Raw genomic sequence first — 21343 nt, 5'->3', positions numbered from 1 at the left:
TCACCGGTCCTGCCCGGTGACCCGCCAGAGGCGGACCTGGCTGACCGTCCGGATGATGTCGCGGGCGGCGTCGGCGACCGGACAGCCTGCCGTGCGGCACACCGGGCAGCGGCCGTCGGTGCCGGGTCGGTGCTGACGGAGGACCTGGCGGGCGGTGAGGACCAGCCGGTTGTGGATCTGGGCCAGGCTCAGGAACGGGCCGGTCATCAGCCGACGCCAAGGCAGGTCGCGAGGTGGGTGATGGTGGCCGGCGCGTCAGGGTCGTGGGCGATCCGGGCCAGCAGGTCACGGCCGGCAGGTCGGCGGCGTACCTCGGCGGGCGCGATCCGGTCCGCCTCGGTGAGGATGCGCCCGGCGGTACGCGGGTCGGTGGCGTGCAGGTGGGCGCGGGCGGTGTCGACCAGGTGCGCGGCGCGGTGTTCGGCAGGCAGCCAGCGCCAGCCGTCGCGGCGGACGCCGCTCTGATGCCAGGCGATGGCCTGGCCGACATCACCGAGGTCGACCGCCGCCGCCGCACGGGCCAGGGTGACGGCGGTCGGCCCGAACCCGGTGTACTGGTGGTCCAGGCCGTCGCCGACCTGGGCGGCCATGGCCCCGGCCTCGTCGAGGAGGTCGGCCACCGCGCTGTCGTCACCGTCCCGCGCGGCGGCCAGGGCCGCCTGGACCAGCAGGGTGCCACAGAGCGAGAGTTGCGGCCCGTCGCCGTGCTCGGCCGGGGCGATGCGGTACGCGGCGGCGAGCATCGCCGACTTCGCCACCCGGGCCCGCCCGGCGGCACGTAACACCTGCCCGAGCTGCACAGCAGCCGCCGCGACGAGGTACCGGTCACCGCTGGCGACGTTCATCGCCCGGTCCACGGCCAACCAACCCAGATCCGGATCACCAAGCTTGACCAGTACGGCCGCGGTGACCCGGTACGCCTGCACCAACGGCACCCGCCCACCGACCGGATCGGCGGCGTGGCAGTGGTGCGCGTCGGCCAACAGGCCGGGCAACAGGCCGACCAGGTGGGGATAGCGGGCGTACTGGAAGGTGGTCCACGCGTGCGCGACCTGCCGGGCCATCCGGTCGGCCGGCAACACCGGCCGGGCACCCGGCGGCCGACCGAACGGGATCTCGTAGCGGGACAGGGCCGCCCGGACACGTTCCAGTTCATCGGCCCGGGTGGCCACCTCGACGGGCCGGGTGTCGCGGCCGAGCAGGATTGCGGTGTCGATCCGCAGGACGGTGGCGATGGCCTGGAGGGTGGAGAGCTTGTCCAGGGCACGGACGCCACGCTCCACCTTGTCGACCCAGCTCTTGGACTTGCCGAGCCGGTCGGCGAAGACCTGCTGCGACAGGCGGCGGCGAGCCCGCCAGTACGCCACCCGCCGGCCCACCGGCAGCTCACCCACGACCACGCCGCCTACGGCGGTCCGGGACGACGCGGGTGGTCTCCTCGACCGGAATCCGCTCCGCCTCCGCCAGATCCAGAATCCGCTGGCGGGCCGCCTCGTGCTCGGCGGACTGGAGCTGCTCGCCCAGGCTCTGCTGCGGTTTGTCGTCACCCATCGCCACTCCCGCTCGAAGGGGGCGCGGCGGCGTGCTCGTGGGAGGACCGCCACCGCCGCGCCCGGCTGTGCGCGGGTCGCGTCCGGTCGCGGTGACCGTGACACACCCGCCCTGGTCACAGCATTGAGCGAGCACACGGCTACCCAAAGAAGTTGGGTGTCCGCTGGTCGTGTCGGTTGTCCGCTGTCAGTCGACCGGCCGGTAGACCTGGTAGGCCGCACGCAGCACCGACGCCTCCGCCGCGTCGATCTGCTCGACCCGTTCCAGCACCTCGCGGGCCCGCCACCAGTTCGACGAGACCACCCGTCCGGACCGGATCGCCTCAGCGGCGACCGTGCTGGCTTCGTCGGGTTGGCCGGCGGCCACCAACGCCAAGGCCAGGTCCAGGCGGGCAGAGGCGGACCGCCGGGGCCGCTCACCCCCGTCACCGCGCGGATCCAGCTCCGCCAGCGCGACCCGGGCCACCTGCACCGCAGCCGGATCGCCCGCCCAGGACAGCGTCGTGGCCGTGTACGCCAGGGCCTTCGTCGGGTCGTACCGGTAATGGTGCTCAGCCCGCTCCGGCATCGGCAGGTTAGAGGTCAACTGTTCCAGGCGGTCCAGCACGGCACGGGTCCGCCGCACGTCACCCACCCGCGCCCACCCCCGCGCCTCCTGAGCAGTCGCCTGGAGGTGCGCCGAGCTTCCCCGAGGTGCCACCCGCTGCGCCTGCTGGGACAGGTCGATCGCCTGCCGGTACCCGCCCTGGGTCAGCCGGTCCCACGCCTGGGTCTCCAGACACCACGCCTGGATCTCCCGGTGTTCGGCATGCTCGGCAAGCCTGGCAGCGGCGACCAGATGAGCGCTGCCCGCCGAACGCTGCAACAGATCGATGTGTACCGTCGCCCGCAGCACGGTCAACCAGCCACCGGCGACGATCAACCGGCGCCGCTGCGCCAGCGTCCCCCGCCCGTCGAGCAGTCGACCCACGTACGCCAACCGCCTACGCACCAGCGGCAGCAGATCCACCGGCCGGCTGGTCGCGTACGCGCTGGCCAGATCATCGACGCTCGCCTCGATGCGGGTGAGCGTCTCGGCGCTCACATCGCTGGCGCGTACCCGCGCAAGCAACTCGTCGGCTTCGGCGTCGTGATCGACCGGCTGCCCCACGAGCCGCGCCAGCGCACCACCGGCTTCGAGCACCTCGTCGAGGTGCCGCGCCGTTTCCAGCGCGGGAGCCTTGACCCCCGTCTCCAGGTCGTGCAGGTGGCTCTTCCCCCGGTGCGCGAGCTGCCCGAGCGCCCGCAACGACAAACCCCGAGCGGTACGCAGAGCCCGCAACTGAGCCCCGAAACGCGAATCGGCGTACGACACAACGACACTCCCGCCGCAGGAAGGAGCAGCCAGCCCCGGATCCCGTCCACAACCACCGTTACCGACGGTACAACGAGGACTGATCGGCGGTAACCGCCATCACTGCCCGGGCTGGCCGGAATTCGATGGTCGCTGCGACAACCCGGCAACGAGATGAAGCACCGCCCCCAAAGTGCCGACCCCGCCAGATCGAGCGGTCACCGAAGATCAATCGGGAGCTCAGCCGTTCCGCACGATGTCACCCTACTGACGGGGTGGTGGTCTCCTGTCACCGTTGCGCTGTACCTGGTAGCTCGCGAATCTGATGCTCACCTGGCCGCCGAGTTCGCGGAAGCCGAGTCGGCGGGCGACCCTTCGGGAGGGCTCGTTCCGGGCGCGCCACTGCGGCAGCAGATTGTTTCCCAGTGCCTCCGCCACCGCAGCGGAAGCCACCGCACGGGCCAGTCCACGACCCCGAAAGCGGGCACTGGTCAGCACGCTGATGTGCGCGACCGCGCCTGGCCACTCGCGGTAGCCTGCCGCAGCTACCACCCGTGCGCGATCCCGGACGACGAACGCCGGTGACGAGATCTCGCCGATCCCACTTTCCGCCATGTCCTCCCCGGACACCTCTGCTACCAGCCGGGCAAGGTCCAGGTGCCCCGGCGGCAGATGGACCACGCCGGGGGCCTCCGCCGCTGGCCGGAACTCCTGCTCGTCGAGGTACGCCAACGAGGCGGGGCCGAGCACGTCCACCACGCCCGGCTCCCCGCTCCACCGCCCAGCCCCGACAGCCGACCGGAGCGGTCTACCGGCCAGCGACTCACGCAGGAACCGGGCGGTGACCGCGTCCGGCGCGGTGGCGAGGCCGGAGCTTTCCAACACCACGATGCCGACCCACGCCGGTGGGCACAGCCGCGACCCGGCCGCGACAACCACCTGTACGCCGTCGGCCGGGAAGCTGGTCGTGACACCGGCGAGGCTGACCCAGAGTTCCTCGACGCGTTGTGACACAGCCGATCGAGCCATTGACGCATCCTCCCCGCCGTCGGCCCCGACCACCACCGAATTGGTGGCCGGCCGAAAACGCGCAGTGGGTTATGGGGCCACGAGCACAGGGCCCCGACAAAGTCCGCCCCGATGCTCGGTTGCCTACGGGGCACGCCACCACATCCCGCCCCGAGCAACCGACCGGCAGGCGACAACTTCCTTGTTGTGGTGCTCCCGGGATGGGGTCTTGGAGACAAGATCCTGGAAGTTGCGAGCATCTATGACGGCAGCTCACCGTGGCGGCACATATGCGTCACAACCGGCTGAGACGCACCTCAAGCCCTACGCCGAGGCGGCCCGCACGTGGCTGCATGCCGAGGCCGAGGTCATCGACACCACGCACCTGACTCCTGCCCAAGCCGCCGCGCAGATCGTCCTCCGGGCTACCGGGGAAGCTCAGGGGCCCGACCCGGAACGCCCCGATGGCGTGGACGAGGCCCTGTGCCCCGTACGGTCGCGCTCCCAGGGGTAAGAGACGACCCCCGTCGGGGGGAGACGGGGGTCGTCGATGGTCCGGCTCCGGGGGGATTGAGCCGAACCCACCCGGCGGTCACGGGGGGGTGCGACCGCCAGGGGCCTGTGTGCGGCACAAGGTGCGAATACTTGCCGTGAGGACAAGCATGCCTGAGGGACCGTGTGCACGTCGAGTGGCGTTACCTCCACTCACTGCAAAATCCCGCTCGCGGAGTGTGACCACGATCACTGGTAGGAGTGATATCGTGACGCGGTGCGCAGGTGGGGAGGTACTGCCGCCCCCGGGCACCCGCCGACGATAGACGATCGGGCTAGACTTTCGCGCCGTGGGCCGAAGTGCCGCTTTTTTCGATCTGGACAAGACCGTCATCGCCAAGTCGAGCGCCCTGGCGTTCGGACGGCCGTTCTACCGGGACGGTCTGATCACCCGGCGGGACGTGGTCAAGTCGGCGTACGCGCAGCTGATGTTCCGGCTGGGCGGCACCGACGAGCAGACCATGGCCCGGACCCGGGACTACCTCGCCGCGCTCTGCAAGGGGTGGCCGGTGGAGCAGGTCCGCCAGATCGTGGCGGAGACCCTGCACGAGCTGATCAACCCCTACGTGTACGCCGAGGCCGCCGCGCTTATCGAGCAGCATCGCGCCGACGGCCGGGACGTGGTGCTGGTCTCCGCCTCCGGTGACGAGATGGTCCGGCCGATCGGCGAGCTGCTCGGGATCACCGACGTGATCGCCACCCGGATGGCGGTGGTGGACGGCCGGTACAGCGGTGAGGTCGAGTTCTACGCGGCCGGGCCGAGCAAGGTCGACGGGGTCCGTGAGCTGGCCGCCGAACGCGGGTACGACCTGGCCGAGTCGTACGCGTACTCCGACTCGTACAGTGATCGGCCGTTGTTGGAGTGTGTCGGTCACCCCTCGGTGGTCAACCCGGACCGGGCGCTGCGCAAGCTGGCCACCGAGAACGCCTGGCCGGTGTTGGAGTTCCGGCACCCGGTGCCGCTGGGCCGGCGGCTGCGCGAGCGCCCCGCCGTGCCGGTGGCCGCCGCCGCGCTCAGCGTCGGGGTGGGCGTGGCGATCGGCATCGCCTGGTACGGCCGGCACCGGCGGACCCGGGTCGCGGCGACCTGAGCGACCGACGTCGGGCGAACAACTCGACGATCGGTTTACCGAATACGACACCGGGAACATCAGGTACAAGTCTTCACGACGCGGCAGATTCAGGGCGCGGGAGGGAGAACCGATGGCGACTCGGGAGAATCAGAGCCAGGGGCACTATCCGCCGCCGGTCATGTGGATGCTGGCCGGGGTGACCGCGATGTTCAGCATGGTGATGGTGCTCTTCGCGATGGTGTCCAAAACCGATCAGGGGCTGCTGCTCACCGTCGGCCTCGTCGGCCTGGCCGTCGTACTGGTCGGGGTGCCCTACGGCCGCCGCCGCGGCCGAATGTAGCTCGGGCACCAGCGGTCAGGTGTCAGCTCGGGCATCGACGGTCAGGCAGCAGCGGTCAGGCGGCGGCGAGGATCTCGTCGCCGATCGCGGTGAGCTGGTCGGCCCCCACCTCGACGGCCGTCAGGTAGTGCCGCAGCCAGGACCGCAGCCCGTCCGGGGTACCGGTGGCGAAGGCGCCGGCCGCGCCGACGTACTCGGGTTCCCGGTCGTGATGGCCGACATCCACCGCGAGCAGGCCGCGCGGGTCGAAACCGCTGGCCAGCAGGACCAGCCGGGCCGCGCCCCGGGCCACCACCGACGACGGCCCGGCGAACGGCCGCAGCGCCAGCAGCTCCCCGTGCACCACCGCGGCCAGGACCAACGGCGACACCTTCGTACCGCCGGCGACCAGGCCGGCCAACGCGTCCAGTCGCGCCCCGAGCGCCGCATCCGCCACCGGCCGCCCCAGCTCCTGCTCGGGTACGACGTCCCGGGCGGCAAGCACGTGCAGCCTGGCCAGCACCTGTCGGGGCGCCGTCGACCAGCGCTCGCTCAGCGTAGGCAGCGCCCCGGCCACCCGGAGCGCGCCCTGCAGCACCGGGTCGGTGACCGTACCGGCGCGGACCGCCTCGCGCTCGTGGGCGTACCCCTGCAGGGCGGCGCTGGCCACCGCGGACCGGAGGCTGACCTCGGCCGCGACCTGGCCGCCGTGCCGGCGTAGCGCGCGGTGGCCCAACGCCTGGTCGAACCGCTCGCGGGCCCGGTCGACGGCGGGTGCGATGTCGGCGAGCCCGAGCAGCGGGGCGAGCGGATCGTCGGTCACCCCGCCACGCTAGCGAACCCGCCGACCGCCCCCGCCGCCCGTGGCGGTGCCCGCACCACCCCCGCCGCCCACGGCGCCGCCCGGACCGCCCCCGCCCGTGGCGCCGCCCCGCGGACCGCCCCCGCCGCCCGGGGCGGTGAGAGGGGTGCCCTTCTCTACCGAAAGCGTTAACAGGGGGCCCTTCCTTACAGCTGGGCGCGTGGTGGGGGCCGTTGGGCGCGATCCGGGCGACTGCGGTCGCCGCGGGCGGGGTACCCGACTAGCCTCGGCTCATCGAGATGCAGGTCACGTGAGTGGAGAAGGAGTCCGGCATGAGTGGTGAGGCACTGGCCAACCTGCTGAACGAGACGAGGCAGTTCCCGCCCCCGGCCGAACTCGCCGCGAACGCGAACGTGACCGCCGAGGCGTACGCGCAGGCCGGCGCCGACCGGCTGGACTTCTGGGCCCGCCAGGCCGGGCGGTTGGCCTGGGCGAAGCCGTGGGACGAGGTGCTGGACTGGTCGAACCCGCCGTTCGCGAAGTGGTTCGTCGGCGGGCAGCTGAACGTGGCGTACAACTGTCTGGACCGGCACGTCGAGGCCGGCCACGGCGAGAAGGTGGCCATCCACTGGGAGGGTGAGCCGGGTGACACCCGGACCATCACCTACGCCGAGCTGCACCGGCTGACCTGCCAGGCGGCGAACGCGCTCACCGACCTGGGGGTGGTCGCCGGCGACCGGGTGGCGATCTACCTGCCGATGGTGCCGGAGGCGGCGGTGGCGATGCTGGCCTGCGCCCGGATCGGGGCCACCCACAGCGTGGTCTTCGGCGGGTTCTCCGCCGACTCGCTGAGCAACCGGATCCAGGACGCCACCGCCAAGGTGGTGATCACCGCCGACGGTGGTTACCGGCGGGGCAAGCCGTCGGCGTTGAAGCCGACCGTGGACGAGGCGGTGGCGGCCTGCCCGTCGGTGGAGCACGTGCTGGTGGTCCGGCGCACCGGCGAGGAGGTCGCCTGGACCGGTAAGGACCACTGGTGGCACGAGACGGTCGAGACCGCCCCGGCCGAGCACGTCGCGCAGCCGTTCGACGCCGAGCACCCGCTGTTCATCCTCTACACCAGCGGTACGACCGCCCGGCCGAAGGGCATCCTGCACACCACAGGGGGGTACCTGACCCAGGCGGCGTACACCACGCACGCGGTCTTCGACCTGAAGCCGGAAACCGACGTCTACTGGTGCACCGCCGACATCGGCTGGGTCACCGGGCACTCCTACATCGTGTACGGCCCGCTGGCCAACGGCGCCACCCAGGTGATGTACGAGGGCACCCCGGACACCCCGCACAAGGGCCGGTTCTGGGAGATCGTCGACCGGTACCGGGTGAGCATCCTGTACACCGCGCCGACGCTGATCCGGACCATGATGAAGTGGGGCGAGGAGATCCCCGCCGGGTACGACCTCTCCTCGCTGCGCCTGCTCGGCAGCGTCGGCGAGCCGATCAACCCCGAGGCCTGGATGTGGTACCGGCAGCACGTCGGCCACGGTGAGCTGCCGATCGTCGACACCTGGTGGCAGACCGAGACCGGAGCGATGATGATCTCCCCGCTGCCGGGGGTGACCGAGGCGAAGCCGGGCAGCGCGATGACCCCGCTGCCGGGGGTGGTCGCCGACGTGGTGGACGACCAGGGCCAGTCGGTGCCCGACGGCGGCGGCGGTTACCTGGTGCTGCGCGAGCCGTGGCCGTCGATGCTGCGCACCATCTGGGGCGACGACAACCGGTTCCTGGAGACGTACTGGTCCCGGTTCGGCGCGGGGGCCGGCAGCGGCGACGAGTGGGTCTACTTCGCCGGCGACGGTGCCAAGAAGGACGCCGACGGGCACATCTGGCTGCTCGGCCGGGTGGACGACGTGATGCTGGTCTCCGGGCACAACATCTCCACCACGGAGGTGGAGTCCGCGCTGGTCAGCCACCCGTCGGTGGCCGAGGCGGCGGTGGTCGGCGCGACCGACCCGACCACCGGGCAGGCGATCGTCGCGTTCGCCATCCCCCGGGGCAGCACCGACGTCGCCGGGGAGGCCGGCGAGCGGCTCATCGCCGAGCTGCGCAACCACGTGGCGAAGTCGCTCGGCCCGATCGCCAAGCCCCGGCAGATCATGCTGGTACCGGAGCTGCCGAAGACCCGGTCCGGCAAGATCATGCGGCGGTTGCTGCGGGACGTGGCGGAGAACCGGTCCCTCGGTGACGTCACCACGCTGCAGGACTCCTCGGTGATGGAGCTGATCTCCTCCGGAATGCAGGGTGGGAAGTCGGACGAGGACTGACGCGACGACGTACCCCAGATCGAAGGGTGGCGGTCCGGACGGACCGCCACCCTTTCTGTTGCCCGGATGTGACACGGGCGTGTGACGGCGACGGACAGCCGACACAAATTCTTGCCACGAATCGGCGCACGCATCTTCCCACCCGTCCCACCAGTGTCTATGTTCACCAGTGGTCCCACGCGTGGGATCACTACTACCGGCCCTTGTCCCCGTGGGCCGGTTCCCCAACACCGGAGGTACCACGTGCGCAAAGTCGCAGTGGGTCTGCTCGGGCTCTCCCTGACGGCGACGGGATTCGTGGCGGCGTCGTCCGCCAGCGCCGCGCCGCAGGCGGACCCGCCGGCAGCCGCCCCGTCGGTCGCCGAACCCGCTCATGCCGAGCACGACCTGCCCAACCCGCTGGAGGACAAGCGGCGCGCGATGCGTCAGGAGGGGCTCACCGACGTCCTCTCCGGCCGGACCAAGCCTCAGCGGATCAACGGCAGCACGGTAGTCAAGGTCGGCGAGACCGCCGGCGGCCCGGCCGGGGCCAACGCCCGTTCCGCCCGGGTCGGCGGCGCCACCAAAACGGACCAGTACGTCGAGTTGTCCCGGGAGAAGACCGACCAGATCTTCGTGATCCTGGCCGAGTTCGGCAACGAGCGACACCCGGACTACCCGGACAAGGACCTCAACCCGGACTGGCCCGGCCCGACCAGGTTCGACGGTCCGCAGCACAACGAGATCCCGGAGCCGAACCGCTCGGTGGACAACTCCACCGTCTGGCAGGCCGACTACAGCCCGGAGTACTTCCGCCAGCTGTACTTCGGCACCGGCCGGGGCGACGAGTCGCTCAAGCAGTACTACGAGGCCCAGTCCTCGGGTCGTTACAGCGTGGACGGACAGGTCACCAACTGGGTGAAGGTCCCGTTCAACGAGGCCCGCTACGGCCGCTCGCTCGACGAGGCCGACACCGACCCGAACGTCTGCGCCTCGAACGTCTGCAACAACGTCTGGGCGCTGGTGCGCGACGCCGCCAACCAGTGGGTCGCCGACCAGAAGGCCCAGGGCCGCAGCGACGCCGAGATCGCCGCCGACGTCAAGGCGATGGACAAGTGGGACCGGTACGACCACGACGGCGACGGCAACTTCAACGAGCCGGACGGCTACATCGACCACTTCCAGATCGTGCACGCAGGCGGCGACATGGCCGACGGCGACCCGATCCAGGGTGAGGACGCCATCTGGAGCCACCGCTGGTACGCCTACGCCACCCAGCAGGGGTTGACCGGCCCGCCGAACTTCCCGGCCGGCGGCACCCAGATCGGCAACACCGGGGTCTGGATCGGTGACTACACCATCCAGCCGGAGAACGGTGGCCGCAGCGTCTTCTACCACGAGTACGGCCACGACCTGGGCCTGCCGGACGACTACAACGTCATCAGCGGCGGGGACAACAACAACGAGCACTGGACGCTGATGGCCCAGAGCCGCCTCGGCGGCAAGAACGACGGCGGCATCGGTGAGCGCGGTGGCGACCTGGGCGCGTGGAACAAGCTCCAGCTCGGCTGGCTCGACTACGAGGTGGTCGTCGCGGGGCAGAAGAAGACGCTGAACCTCGGTCCACAGGAGTACAACTCCGACAAGCCGCAGGCCGCCGTGGTGGTACTCCCCCAGCGGGAGTACGAATTCGACAACGGCAAGCCGTTCGAGGGCGACAAGCAGTTCTTCTCCGGCAACGCCGACGACCTGAACAACACGATGACCCGGACGATCGACCTGACCGGGAAGTCGACGGCGGCGGTGTCGCTCAAGGGCCGCTACAGCATCGAGGAAGACTACGACTACCTCTTCTTCGAGGGCTCGGTCGACGGCGGTGCGACCTGGACGATGCTGCCGGGCACCGTCGACGGTGAGCCGATCCCGCCGATCTCGCCCGACGACCCGCGTCCGGCGCTGGACGGCAGCAGCGGCGGCGAGTGGGTCGACATCAACATCCCGCTGGACTTCGCCGCCGGCAAGGTCGCCCAGTTCCGGCTCCGGTACCAGACCGACGGTGGGGTCTCCGAGGGCGGCTTCTACGGTGACGCCGTCACGGTGACCGCCGACGGGGCGGTGCTGGCCACCGACGGTGCCGAGGACGGCCCCGGCGAGTGGACGCTCGACGGCTGGACCATCGCCGAGGAGACGTACACCCGGCTCTTCGACAACTACTACATCGCGGGTCACCGGTCGTACGTCTCGTACGACAAGTACCTGCAGACCGGCCCGTACTTCTTCGGCTACGCCAACACGAAGCCGGACTGGGTGGACCACTACGCGTACCAGGAGGGTCTGCTCATCTCCTACTGGAACACCAGGTGGGCCGACAACGACACCTTCGCCCACCCGGGCGAGGGCCGGAACATGATCATCGACTCCCGGCCGGAGCCGATCTACAACCTGACCGGCCAGCCGTGGCGGGCCCGGGTGCAGGTGTACGACGCACCGTTCAGCCTGCGCAAGGCCGACTCGTTCACGCTGCACGTGAACAGCCAGCCGCAGTACATCCGGGGCAAGGCGGCGAAGCCGCTCTTCGACGACACCAAGAAGTACTGGTTCGCCGAGCTGCCGAACCACGGCGTCAAGCTCCCCGCGACCGGTACGAAGATCCGGGTCGTCGAGGAGAACGGCACCTCGCTGAAGGTCCGCTTCTCCTGACCGACCGCTGATCCCGCACCACCCGCCGCCCGGGCAGTCCACCTGCCCGGGCGGCCCCCTTTCCCCCTCTGAGGGTGTAAGGAAGGGCCCCCTATACAACAGAAAGCGATAACAGGGGGCCCTTCCTTTCGCCGGGAGGGGGAGGGCGGACGGCGGGGCCTAGGCTGTCAACCATGACCGAGCAGCGTGGCGGCCCCTTCGACGAGTCCTGCGTGCTTACCGAAGGGCCGTGGACCCACCGCTTCGTCGGTGCCAACGGCAGCCGGTTCCACGTCGTCGAGGCCGGCACCGGGCCGATGGTGCTCTTCCTGCACGGCTTCCCCGAGTACTGGTGGGCGTGGCACGACATCCTGCCGGCCGTCGCCGACGCCGGCTTCCGCGCGGTCGCCGTCGATCTGCGCGGCTATGGCGCCAGCGACAAACCACCCCGGGGGTACGACGGTTACACGCTCGCCGCCGACATCGCCGGCCTGATCCGGGGCATGGGTGAACGCTCGGCGACGGTGGTCGGCACCGGGGCCGGTGGCATGATCGGCTGGACGGTGGCGTCGTTCCACCCGTCGCTGGTCCGGCGGCTGGTGGTGCTCGGCGCACCGCATCCGCTGCGGCTACGCGCGGCGATTTTCGCCGACCCGCGGGGGCAGTTCGCCGCCTCCACGCCCGCGTTGCGCTTCCAGATCCCACGGTACGAGCACGTGCTGACCCGCGACGACGCCGCCGCCGTCGGGGAGGTGCTGCACCGGTGGAGCGGCCCACGCTGGGCCGACGGCCCGGACTTCCCGGCGTACGCCCGACACTGCCGAGACGCCATGCAGATCCCCCAGGCCGCGTTCTGTGCGCTGGAGGGCTACCGGTGGGCGTTCCGCTCGGTGCTGCGTCTGCACGGGTACCGGTTCGTCCGGCTGATGCAGAAGCCCCTGGTCACCCCGACCCTGCAACTGCACGGCGCGCTGGACGCCGCCTCCCTGCCCCGGACCGCCCAGGGTTCCGGCCGGTACGTGACCGCACCGTACGAGTGGCGGCTGCTCGACGAGGTCGGCCACTTCCCCCACCTGGAGGCAGCCGACCTGGTACTCGGCGAGATCCTGCGCTGGGCGAAGTCCTGACCGGCTGCCCGGCCCCGGATGCGCTGCCCGGCTGTCCTCGCACGGGCTCCGACCTTACTGCCCGCACGCGCGCTCAGGCCCACTAGCCGCGCGTCGGCTCAGGCCCACTGCCCGCGCGTCGGCTCAGAGCCGCTGCTCGCGCAGGTCGGCGACTTCGTTGGTGGGTGCCCAGCCCTGGTAGACGCCGAAGTCGAACACCTCCAGGCCGAGCGCCCGGGCGACCGGCCACCGCCCGCCGGTGTACTCGACCCGCAGCCAGCCGTCGTGCTCGGCCAGCACGATGAACGGCTGTCCCTGCCAGGTGCAGGTGGTCCGCACGTACGCCAGGTCGTCCACCTCGTGGGCCGGCAGCACCCGGACGTACCGCCCCGGCCGGACCTCGGTGAACCCGTCGCCGGGCTCGGGCTGGTACAGCCGGATGTCGTTACCGTCCGGGCTGGCCTGGTACTCCCGTCCACGCCACCGGGCGACGTAGCCGTCCCGCATCAGGACCCACCGACCTGACGCCAGACCAGGGCGTCGGTGTCCAGCGTGGCGATCACCCGTTCGGTGCCGTCGGCGCTGATCCGCAGGAGCTGCGAGCCGTGCGGCAGCCGGGCACTGTCCACCTTGAACTCGGCGATCACGTCGCTGCTCTCCCCGGGGGCGAAGCCGTTGCCCCGGAACGGGAAACGTTCGATGACCCAGCCCTCCATCGCCCGCATGGCGTCCTCGTTCTGCCCGCCGTACGGGATGCGGTAGAGGCTCGGCCGGTGCGCCGGCCAGCGCAGTACGTAGATCTCGTCGGCGTCCCGGGCGAAGGGCGAGTCGGGGTAGCCCAGCCCGAGGCCACCGTGGAGTTGGGCGGGAGTGGTCAGGTGGGCCAGCTCGGGGGCCCGGTGCACGAAGCCGGACACCCGGTCGTAGCCGCGCTCCAGGTAGTAGGCGAGCTGGCTCGGGGCGACCGCCTTCTGCATGACGACCGGCGCGTTGGGGTCGACCGGCGGTGCCGCGTTGCGTGGCCGGCTGGCCGGCTCCTCGACGGCGACGGGCTCCTCGGCCCCGGCGTCGTCACCGAGACCCACCTCGGCGGCCCAGTTGGCCAGCCCGACGATCTGCTCACCGGGCAGTTTCGCCCCGATCGGGGTACCGGGGTTGACCGCGAACGACCAGTCCTCTTCGGGCCAGCACCGGATCAGCTGCACGAACTTGACCAGCACCGTCTCCACGGTCACCGTGTGGTGATCGGTCAGCCGCTCCGGCGAGGTGTGCACCACCACGTACCGCTCACCGTCGAGGCGCTCGGTCCGCCAGACGAATCCGGGCTCGCCGGGACGGCTGCCGGGGGCCGAGTCCACCGCGACCGGGAGCAGCACCCGGGCCAGGAGCAGGGTGGACAGGAAGGTGTCGGTGCTGCCGGTGCTGGTGGCGGCGAGTAGGTCCTGCTCGACCTCGTTGGCGGGCTGAAACTCGACCGCGACCGGTACGTCACCGGCGTCGACCCGGTCGGTTCCGCCCTCCCGCTCGGCCGGCTCGGTGCCGTTCTGCCCGGTGTCGTCGTGTCCCGCGTGGTCGTGGTGGACCACCGGCTCGGTGCCGCCCGGGCCGACGGTGCCGACGGGGCCCACAGCGGCGTCCGAACCCACGGTGCCGTCCGAGCCCACAGCGGCGTCCGGGCCGACGGCGGCGTCCGCAGCGGGCGCGAAGGGCGGTGCGGGCGCGAGGCGGTGCGGGCGCGAAGGGCGGTGCGGGCGCGAAGGGCGGTGCGGGCGCGAAGGGCGGTGCGGGCGCGAAGGGCGGTGCGGGCGCGAAGGGCGGTGCGGGCGCGAAGGGCGGTGGGGGCGCGAAGTCCGCCGCGGACAACTTCAGCTCGGGATCGGCGAAGTCTGCCGGGGACAACGTCAGGTCGGGGTCGGCCAGGGCCGACGCGGGCGACGGCGGATCGGCAGCCGGTGCCCGCTCGTCGACCGGGAACTCCCGGGCCGCGATGATCGTGCCCTCGATCACGATCGGGGTGAAACCCTGGCGGGACGCGGGCGGCCCGGACACCGGCTCCGCGATCGACGTACCCGGGTCCACGGCTGTTTCCCGGGGGCCGGGTTGCCGCATACCCACCGGTGGAAGCGCCGGGCCGGTCGAAAGATCCGGTTGTGCACCTACCTGTGAGATCGGCATCACGCCGACCGGCTCGGTCGGGTCCGCCTCGACCGGTCGGGCCGGCTCCGGGTCCGCCGTCGGAGTCGGCACCGAATGTGCCGTGGCCTGCCCTCCCGCCCAGCGCGTACGTCCTGCGGCCTGATCGGTCGAGGTCACCGGCGGCTGCCAACCGGCCGGGCCGGGCCGCAGCCCCGCCTCGGCCGGCGTTTCCGGCCCGGCCGACACCGCCGGCCGCAGGGCCCCTTCCGGACGCAGCGCCCCTTCCGGACGCAGCGCAGCCTCGGGGCGCAGCAATCCTTCCGGACGCAGCGCAGCCTCGGGATGCAGCACTCCTTCCGGGCGGGCCGCCGCCCCGGGGCGCAGCGCTCCTTCCGGACCCGGCGCAGCCTCGGGGCGCAGCGCTCCCTCCGGGCGGGGCGCAGCCTCGGGGTGGTGCAGCGCTGAGAACGGTCGGGTGGCCTCCTCGGCAAGGCTGCCCGTCGGGATGGCCTGGGTGGCCTCCTCCGTCGGACGCCGCGACGGCAGTGGCAGCGCCCGCGTCGCCTCCTCGCCCGTGTCACCGGCCCGGACGGCATCGGGCGAGCGCGGGAAGGTTGCCGGACCAGCCCGGAAGGGCTCCGGCGGGCCCGCCTGGAAGGCCCGGGTGGCCTCCTGCGACGAGTCGGTGGGGAGCGCCCGGGTGGCCTCCTCGTCCGCCGGACCGAACTGGAAAGCCCGGCTGGCATCACCGGCGGCGGTCGGGCCGGCCGGCCGGCGACGCGGGAACGGTTGACTACCGAGGCCGGTACGGGCCGGCGGGATCGGCCGCTTACCCGGGCGGGGCGGATCAGCCGCCGGTGTCCGGCGCAGGGCGTCGGCCATCGTCGACCGCTGCGGCGGGTCAGCGGCCGGCACCCGCCGGTTGGTCGGCTCGAAGAGCGACGGCTCGGCGCCGGAGCGCTGCCCCTCGGGCCTCGGGACCTCGGATCCCGAGCCACCCGCGCCCGGCCTGCCTGACCCCAACCCACCGGCACCCAGCCTGCCTGACCCCGGCCCACCGGTGCCCAGCCCGTCGGGCCCCGGCCCACCGGAACCCGCATCCGCCGGCGCAGCCGCAACACGGTCGGCCGCTGGCGCGGAGGGTCTGGTCAACCAACCGTTCGCGGGTGGGGGTGTCGCTGCGGGGCGGTGCACGTCGGCAGCGGGAGTGAAGAGCGATGGTGCACCGACGGTCCCGGCCGGCTCGCCAGCCTCCGTGCCCGGCCGGTGCGGACGCCCACCAAGCTGATCACGCCCGCCGAACTGGTCACGACCGCCAAGCTGGTCACGCCCGCCAAGCTGGTCACGGCCGCCGAACTGAGCTTGACCGCCGGACGGGCCGGCTCCGCCCGACTGGCCGGTGGGCGAGTAACGCGGTGGTGGGGACGGCTGGTCGGGGCGCGGTGGCGGGGTCCGGGTCGGCAGCGGCCCGTGCCCGTTCTCCGCCGGGCTTCGACTGTCCTCCGGGTACGGCTCGAAGCCGGCTGCCGGCCGGTGCGTCGCCCCGTCGTCGAACGGGGCACCCGGCGGAGAGAACCGCGTCGTGGGCTCGGCCGCCGACGGCACCGGAGGAACCGGCTCGGTGCCCGGCGAGGCTCCGGAGAACGGGGTGCCGCCGCCGGACGGTCCACCACCCGCCGAGGCCGTGCCCGCCCAGGCCGCGCCGGCTCGGGCCCGGGACAGGGACTCCACCCGTTCCAGCCGGGCCCGCGCACCCATCGTGCGGCCGGGCAGCCGGACGTCTCCCCGGGAGAGCTGGGCGACGAACCAGGCCGGCAGGTAGCCCTCGATGGGCAGACCGGGGTTGACCGCCAGCCACCACTCATGGTTGGGCCAACCGTTGGCCAGGTCGGCATAGGGCGTACGCCGCCCGGAGCCGGCGTCGTCGGAGAGGCAGGCGCGCATCGCGGCGGCGGAGGTGAACGCCAGCACGTGGGTACGCCCACCGGTGGTCCAGGTGCCCCAGCCTACCGGTGCCTGACCGGCGGGCGACTGGGTCGAGACCGGCAACAGCAGCTCGGTGCGGGCCAGGACCCGGAAGTACAACTCCTGGTCGTTGGCGCGCAACGCGTCCCGCATCGCCACCTCGGCCTCAGTGGCCGGTTCCCATCCGGTCACGGCCACCTCTCCTCCCGCGTACAGGCCATAGGCATCGCCTACAACCTACAAGGTAGTAACAAGATCACAATGGCAAGGCCGGCAGGGGTCGGTACGCCGAACGGCCAGCCGTTAACATCCTGTTCCGGAGCCGACACGATGCGGAGGCGATCGATGTCCCGGTCCGTTGCCCGGGTGGGGGTGGTGGCTCTGGCGGTGACCCTCGCAGCACCTCCGACGCCCGTCGCCGCCGGGCCGGCGACGGGTCGGGCGGCGCCGGCCTGTGCCTCGCCGTTGGCGCCGGCCCGGCCGGTCGCCGAGGCACCCTGGCCGCAGCAGCGGTACGCCCACGACCGGCTGTCGGCGCTGGCCACCGGAGTCGGGGTCACCGTGGCGGTGGTCGACTCCGGGGTGGACCGGCGACACCCGCAGTTGGCCGGTCAGGTGCTCGACGGCAGCGACTTCCTCGATCCCGGCGGCGACGGTACGCACGACTGCGCCGGTCACGGCACGGCGGTGGCGAGCATCATCGCCGCCGCCCCGCACCCCGACGTCGCCTTCCGTGGCCTGGCACCGGACGCCCGGATCCTGCCGGTACGCGTCAGCGAGCAGCAGGTGATCGACGGACGGGAGACGGGGCGTACGGTCAGCGCGACCGATTTCGCCCAGGCGATCCGGTGGGCGGTGGACCGGGGAGCCGAGGTGCTCAACCTCTCCGTGGTGCTGTACGCCGACGAGCCGGCGGTCCGGTCGGCGGTCGCGCACGCCGTGGACCGGGACGTGGTCGTGGTGGCCGCCGCCGGGAACCTGCACGACAGTGGCGACCCGCTGCCCTATCCGGCGGGCTACGACGGCGTGCTCGGGGTCGGGGCCATCGGGGCGACCGGAAGGCGTGCCGACTTCTCCCAGACCGGCCCGTACGTCGACCTGGTCGCGCCGGGCGGCGACGTGCTGCTGGCGGCCCCCGTCCGGGGCCATCATCGGGCCGAGGGGACCAGCTACGCCACGCCCTTCGTCGCCGCCACGGCGGCCCTGGTGCGGCAGTACCGTCCCCGGTTGACCGCCGCCGAGGTACGCCAGCGGATCGTCGCCACCGCTGATCCGGCGCCGGGCGGCGACCCGGACGGCGGTTACGGCGCGGGGGTACTGAACCCCTACCGGGCCGTCGCCGACACCGGCGGCGTACCGGTGGGGCAGCCCGCACCGGTGCCGGCCCTGGCCGACGCCCGACCCGAGCCGGCGCAGCTGGCGCAGCGGGCCCGCCGGGCGCAGGCGCGGGAACGGGCCGTGCTGGTCGCCGCGGCCACCACGGGTGTCGTACTCGTGGTGGTTCTGGTGGTGCTGGTCCTGCCGCGGGGCCGGCGGCGGCGCTGGCGACCGGCGGACCCGACCTGACCCCCGCCGGCAGTGGCCACCGCACCCTCGTCGGCAGCGGCCACCGCCCTCACCGGCAACGGAACACAGCCGCACCGGTGGTGCCGGCCCTGGTCCGGACCGGCACCACCGTCGTCAGGCGCGCTCAGCCGACAGGCCCACCGCCGTCAGGCGCGAAACGCCGTTCGGCACCGGGCACGGCCGACCGTCACTGGAAGAGGCCGACGTTGCGCTTCTCGGTGTTGAGGTAGTCGGTGGCGGAGTCGTCCACCGCGAGCCTGATGTCGCGCAGCATGCCCTGGAGGTCCTGCGAGGCCGACCGCCAGCGGGACTGGCGCACCTGGTAGGCCTGCTGCGCGTCACCGCTCCAGGTGGCGACCAGCGGTGCGGCGTCCTTCTCCAACTGGCCGAGCTGCGAGTCGAGGGTGTTCAACGCCTTCTGGATGTCCATACTGGCCTGCTGCAACGCGGCGAAGTTGACGACCAGCACACCATGGTCCATCGGATGTTCCCCTTTCGGTCCGGGCTAGAGCGGGAGCTTGATGCCGCCGCGGTTGGTGCCGGCGACCCGGCTGGACGCCTCGGTGTCGGAGACGTCGTACTGCTGGCCGGCGGTGCGGATCGCCTGGGCGGTCTCCCGCAGCGCCCGCTGCAACGCCGCCTGGTCCTGCGACCACTGCTGCTTGACCTGCTCGAAGGAGCGGCCACCGGCCCCACGCCAGGCCTGCTGCAACACTTCCAGCTCGGCCAGCAGGCCACTCAGCATCGTCTGCAACGACTGGTCCGCCTGCTCGAACTTCGTGGCGGTCGTCTGCATCACCGCGGCTTCTGCCTGGGTCTGGGACACCCGGAGGTCACCTCGTTTCCTCGGTCCTGGCTGACCGGCGGCCCGTCCGGGGCGGTCGGGCCGGTCGCACCGCGCCATCGGTGGCGGGTGCGCGGGTCAGTGGAGTTGTCGTCGCTGACGGTAGCCGGCCGATCCCGGTTGTGCTACCCCGAGCTTCTCCCCTGTGGACAACGAAGCCGGGTTCCGGCCCCTACGATGACCGCACCACCGGAGACGAGACGATCGGCGGAGGAGGCGACCCGGTGACGACCACCACGACCGGCCCGCCCGCCCGGACAGCCGCCAGACAGCCCCTACCACCACAGTGGATCTCCACCGGCCCGCGTCGCCCGGCCGGGGTACGCGCCGGTCAGCTCGTCGCCACCCAACTGGCGGTGGCCCTGCCGGTCGCCGCCCTGGGCCGGGGGACCCTGCCGATGGCGGTCGCGTTGACGCTGACCGCGGCGCTGCTGCCCGGCACCTGGTGGCGGCTGCGCGGCCGGTGGCTCTTCGAGTGGCTGGGTGTGGGGCTGAGCTACCTGGGCCGCCGCCGCGCCCTGAACCCGACGGCGGGCCCGACCGCCCTGCTGGACCTGGTCTCCCCCGGCGCCACGGTCCGGCCGGCCGAGCTGGCCGGGGGCCCGGCGGCCGTGGTGGACGACGCCACCGGCCTGGCCACCCTGCTCGAACTGGGCGATCCGACGGACCTGTTCGCCGACGGTCCCCGACCGCTGCCCGTACCGCCGGACCTGCTGCCCCCGGCCACCGCCGACAACCCTCCGGTACGGATCCAGCTCCTGCTCACCGGCGTGCCCGCGCCGGCCACCGACGCGGGCGGGGGCACGGTGGCCACCTCGTACCGGCAGCTCACCGACGGGCGGCTGCCGGCGCAGGCACGGGCGGTGCTGGTGGTCCGGGTGCTGCGGACCGACGGCTGGTCCGACCAGCAGCTACGGCGGGCACTGTCCGGGGTGGTCCGCCGGCTCGTCCGTCGGTTCCAGCCGGTGACCGCCCGTCCGCTCGGCCCGCAGGCCACGCTGCGGTTGCTCGGGGAGTACGCCCACCACGAGGGTGAGCTGTCGACGCGGGAGAGCTGGTCGGCGGTGCACACCGGACCGCTGACGCAGGCCACCTTCCGGTTGCGCCGGTGGCCGGACCCGCCCGCCGACGGCGGCGGCCACCTGGTGCCCCGGTTGCTCGCGCTGCCCGCCACGGCGTGCACCGTGTCGCTCTGCGCCGGCCCGCACCCCGGGGTCACCACGGCATCGACCGAGCTGACCGTACGCCTGGCCGGGTGGACGCCGGCCGAGCTCACGGTGGCCGCGCAGGCGCTGCGACGCCTGGTCGACGCGCTCGGCGGTGCGGTCGACCGGCTCGACGGCGAGCACCTGACCGGGCTGGCCGGGACGCTCCCGCTGGCGCTGCCCGGCGTCAGGACGGCCAACCACCGGACCGACGGCGGGACGGCCAGCGGCCGGAACCATGGCAGCGCGGCCAGCGGCGGGCCCGACGCCGGCCGGTTGGCGCCGACTCTCGACGACGCGGGCCTGATGGTGGGCGCCAACCGGCACGGCGGCGCGGTGACGGTACGCGTCTTCCGGGCCGAACACACCCGCATCGTGCTGGTCGGTGGGATCCGGGGCGCGCAGCTGGTGGTGCTGCGGGCGATGGCGCTCGGTGCCCGGGTGGTGGTGCGGACGGCCCGCCCCCGGTTGTGGGAGCCGTTCGTCCGGGCGGTGGGCTCGCCGGGTGGCACGATCCCCCTGCTGCCGCCCGGCCGGTCGGTTGACGGGGTGGCCGGCTCACCGCTGCGTCCGTCGCTGGTGGTGATCGACGCCGGGCCGGTACCGGTCGACCGCACGCCCGCACCGGCCTGGCAGACCACCCTGGTGGTACGCGACGAGCTGACCCCGGCCGACGCGGATCTGCTCGGTCGGGCCGACCTGGCCGTCCTGCAACCACTGGGCCCCGGCGAGGCGACCCTGGCCGGCACCGCGCTGGGGCTCGGCGGATCGGCGGACTGGCTGACCCGGATCCGCCACGACATGGTGGCGGTGGTGAACCGGCGCGCCCTGCGCTGGGCGCTGCTCTCCCCGACCCCGATCGAGGCCCAGCTGATCGGACCACCCGCCCGACGGTGACCGCG

The 21343-nt window shown here is 72.6% G+C and carries 18 protein-coding genes; 7 read left to right on the top strand and 11 right to left on the bottom strand.

Features of this window, described 5'->3' with window-relative positions; all coding sequences use genetic code 11:
- The 5 genes from GA0070617_RS02710 to GA0070617_RS02695 form a co-directional block, all read right to left on the bottom strand.
- Entirely contained in the window at positions 1–207 is a 207-nt protein-coding gene (locus tag GA0070617_RS02710) for a hypothetical protein (RefSeq protein ID WP_091433527.1), read from the bottom strand.
- Entirely contained in the window at positions 207–1394 is a 1188-nt protein-coding gene (locus tag GA0070617_RS02705) for a helix-turn-helix domain-containing protein (RefSeq protein WP_229688546.1), read from the bottom strand. Before GA0070617_RS02705 ends, GA0070617_RS02710 begins: the two co-directional genes overlap by 1 nt.
- A complete protein-coding gene (locus GA0070617_RS31225) occupies positions 1387–1551 on the bottom strand; it encodes a hypothetical protein (RefSeq protein ID WP_229688545.1) in 165 nt (54 codons plus the stop codon). Before GA0070617_RS31225 ends, GA0070617_RS02705 begins: the two co-directional genes overlap by 8 nt.
- Positions 1552–1737: 186 nt before the next feature.
- On the bottom strand, positions 1738–2904 hold the full coding sequence (locus GA0070617_RS02700; RefSeq protein ID WP_091433522.1) for a helix-turn-helix domain-containing protein: 1167 nt from the start codon (positions 2902–2904) through the stop codon (positions 1738–1740).
- A gap of 243 nt (positions 2905–3147) precedes the next feature.
- Complete coding sequence (locus GA0070617_RS02695) at positions 3148–3912, bottom strand: GNAT family N-acetyltransferase (RefSeq protein WP_091445790.1); 765 nt, start codon at positions 3910–3912, stop codon at positions 3148–3150.
- Positions 3913–4733: 821 nt separating this feature from the next.
- On the opposite strand from GA0070617_RS02695, the gene GA0070617_RS02685 reads away from it, so the two are divergent.
- Together GA0070617_RS02685 and GA0070617_RS29575 are read left to right on the top strand one after the other, a co-directional pair.
- Entirely contained in the window at positions 4734–5534 is an 801-nt protein-coding gene (locus GA0070617_RS02685) for an HAD family hydrolase (protein WP_091433518.1), read from the top strand.
- A gap of 112 nt (positions 5535–5646) precedes the next feature.
- Positions 5647–5856, top strand: a complete 210-nt coding sequence (locus GA0070617_RS29575; RefSeq protein ID WP_139135556.1) for a hypothetical protein — start codon at positions 5647–5649, stop codon at positions 5854–5856.
- A gap of 55 nt (positions 5857–5911) precedes the next feature.
- Here GA0070617_RS29575 and GA0070617_RS02680 read toward each other — a convergent pair whose 3' ends face one another.
- The gene (locus tag GA0070617_RS02680; protein WP_091433515.1) at positions 5912–6658 is read right to left on the bottom strand and encodes a Fic family protein; all 747 of its coding nucleotides are present in this window, start codon (positions 6656–6658) and stop codon (positions 5912–5914) included.
- Positions 6659–6969: 311 nt separating this feature from the next.
- Between GA0070617_RS02680 and acs the strand changes: the two genes are divergently transcribed.
- The 3 genes from acs to GA0070617_RS02660 all read left to right on the top strand — a co-directional run bounded on the left by acs (position 6970) and on the right by GA0070617_RS02660 (position 12746).
- On the top strand, positions 6970–8961 hold the full coding sequence (gene acs, locus GA0070617_RS02670) for an acetate--CoA ligase (protein ID WP_091445787.1): 1992 nt from the start codon (positions 6970–6972) through the stop codon (positions 8959–8961).
- A gap of 258 nt (positions 8962–9219) precedes the next feature.
- Positions 9220–11640, top strand: coding sequence for an immune inhibitor A domain-containing protein (locus GA0070617_RS02665; RefSeq protein ID WP_091433506.1), 2421 nt, complete (start codon positions 9220–9222; stop codon positions 11638–11640).
- Positions 11641–11813: 173 nt separating this feature from the next.
- Positions 11814–12746, top strand: coding sequence for an alpha/beta fold hydrolase (locus GA0070617_RS02660; RefSeq protein ID WP_091433503.1), 933 nt, complete (start codon positions 11814–11816; stop codon positions 12744–12746).
- A gap of 123 nt (positions 12747–12869) precedes the next feature.
- On the opposite strand, the gene GA0070617_RS02655 is transcribed toward GA0070617_RS02660, so the two are convergent.
- Genes GA0070617_RS02655 through GA0070617_RS31965 form a run of 3 tightly spaced genes read right to left on the bottom strand, consistent with a single transcriptional unit; the run spans position 12870 to position 17018 of the window.
- Positions 12870–13235, bottom strand: a complete 366-nt coding sequence (locus GA0070617_RS02655; RefSeq protein ID WP_091433500.1) for a hypothetical protein — start codon at positions 13233–13235, stop codon at positions 12870–12872.
- Positions 13232–14311, bottom strand: coding sequence for an SseB family protein (locus GA0070617_RS02650; protein WP_425312146.1), 1080 nt, complete (start codon positions 14309–14311; stop codon positions 13232–13234). Before GA0070617_RS02650 ends, GA0070617_RS02655 begins: the two co-directional genes overlap by 4 nt.
- A complete protein-coding gene (locus GA0070617_RS31965) occupies positions 14214–17018 on the bottom strand; it encodes an SseB family protein (RefSeq protein ID WP_280519199.1) in 2805 nt (934 codons plus the stop codon). Before GA0070617_RS31965 ends, GA0070617_RS02650 begins: the two co-directional genes overlap by 98 nt.
- A 153-nt stretch (positions 17019–17171) precedes the next feature.
- Between GA0070617_RS31965 and mycP the strand changes: the two genes are divergently transcribed.
- A complete protein-coding gene (gene mycP, locus GA0070617_RS02640) occupies positions 17172–18392 on the top strand; it encodes a type VII secretion-associated serine protease mycosin (RefSeq protein WP_091433493.1) in 1221 nt (406 codons plus the stop codon).
- A 187-nt stretch (positions 18393–18579) separates the two neighbouring features.
- Here mycP and GA0070617_RS02635 read toward each other — a convergent pair whose 3' ends face one another.
- Entirely contained in the window at positions 18580–18873 is a 294-nt protein-coding gene (locus tag GA0070617_RS02635; protein ID WP_091433490.1) for a WXG100 family type VII secretion target, read from the bottom strand.
- A gap of 24 nt (positions 18874–18897) precedes the next feature.
- Positions 18898–19218: a WXG100 family type VII secretion target gene (locus GA0070617_RS02630; RefSeq protein ID WP_091433487.1), complete on the bottom strand. Its 321-nt coding sequence runs from the start codon at positions 19216–19218 to the stop codon at positions 18898–18900.
- 242 nt (positions 19219–19460) lie between these two features.
- On the opposite strand from GA0070617_RS02630, the gene eccE reads away from it, so the two are divergent.
- On the top strand, positions 19461–21338 hold the full coding sequence (eccE, locus tag GA0070617_RS02625) for a type VII secretion protein EccE (protein WP_229688543.1): 1878 nt from the start codon (positions 19461–19463) through the stop codon (positions 21336–21338).
- Positions 21339–21343: the final 5 nt, after the last annotated feature.

It is taken from the genome of Micromonospora yangpuensis (genome assembly GCF_900091615.1).
GTDB lineage: Bacteria > Actinomycetota > Actinomycetes > Mycobacteriales > Micromonosporaceae > Micromonospora > Micromonospora yangpuensis.
The sequence above is the reverse complement of the archived record's forward strand: the minus strand, read 5'-3'. Positions and strand labels throughout refer to the sequence as shown.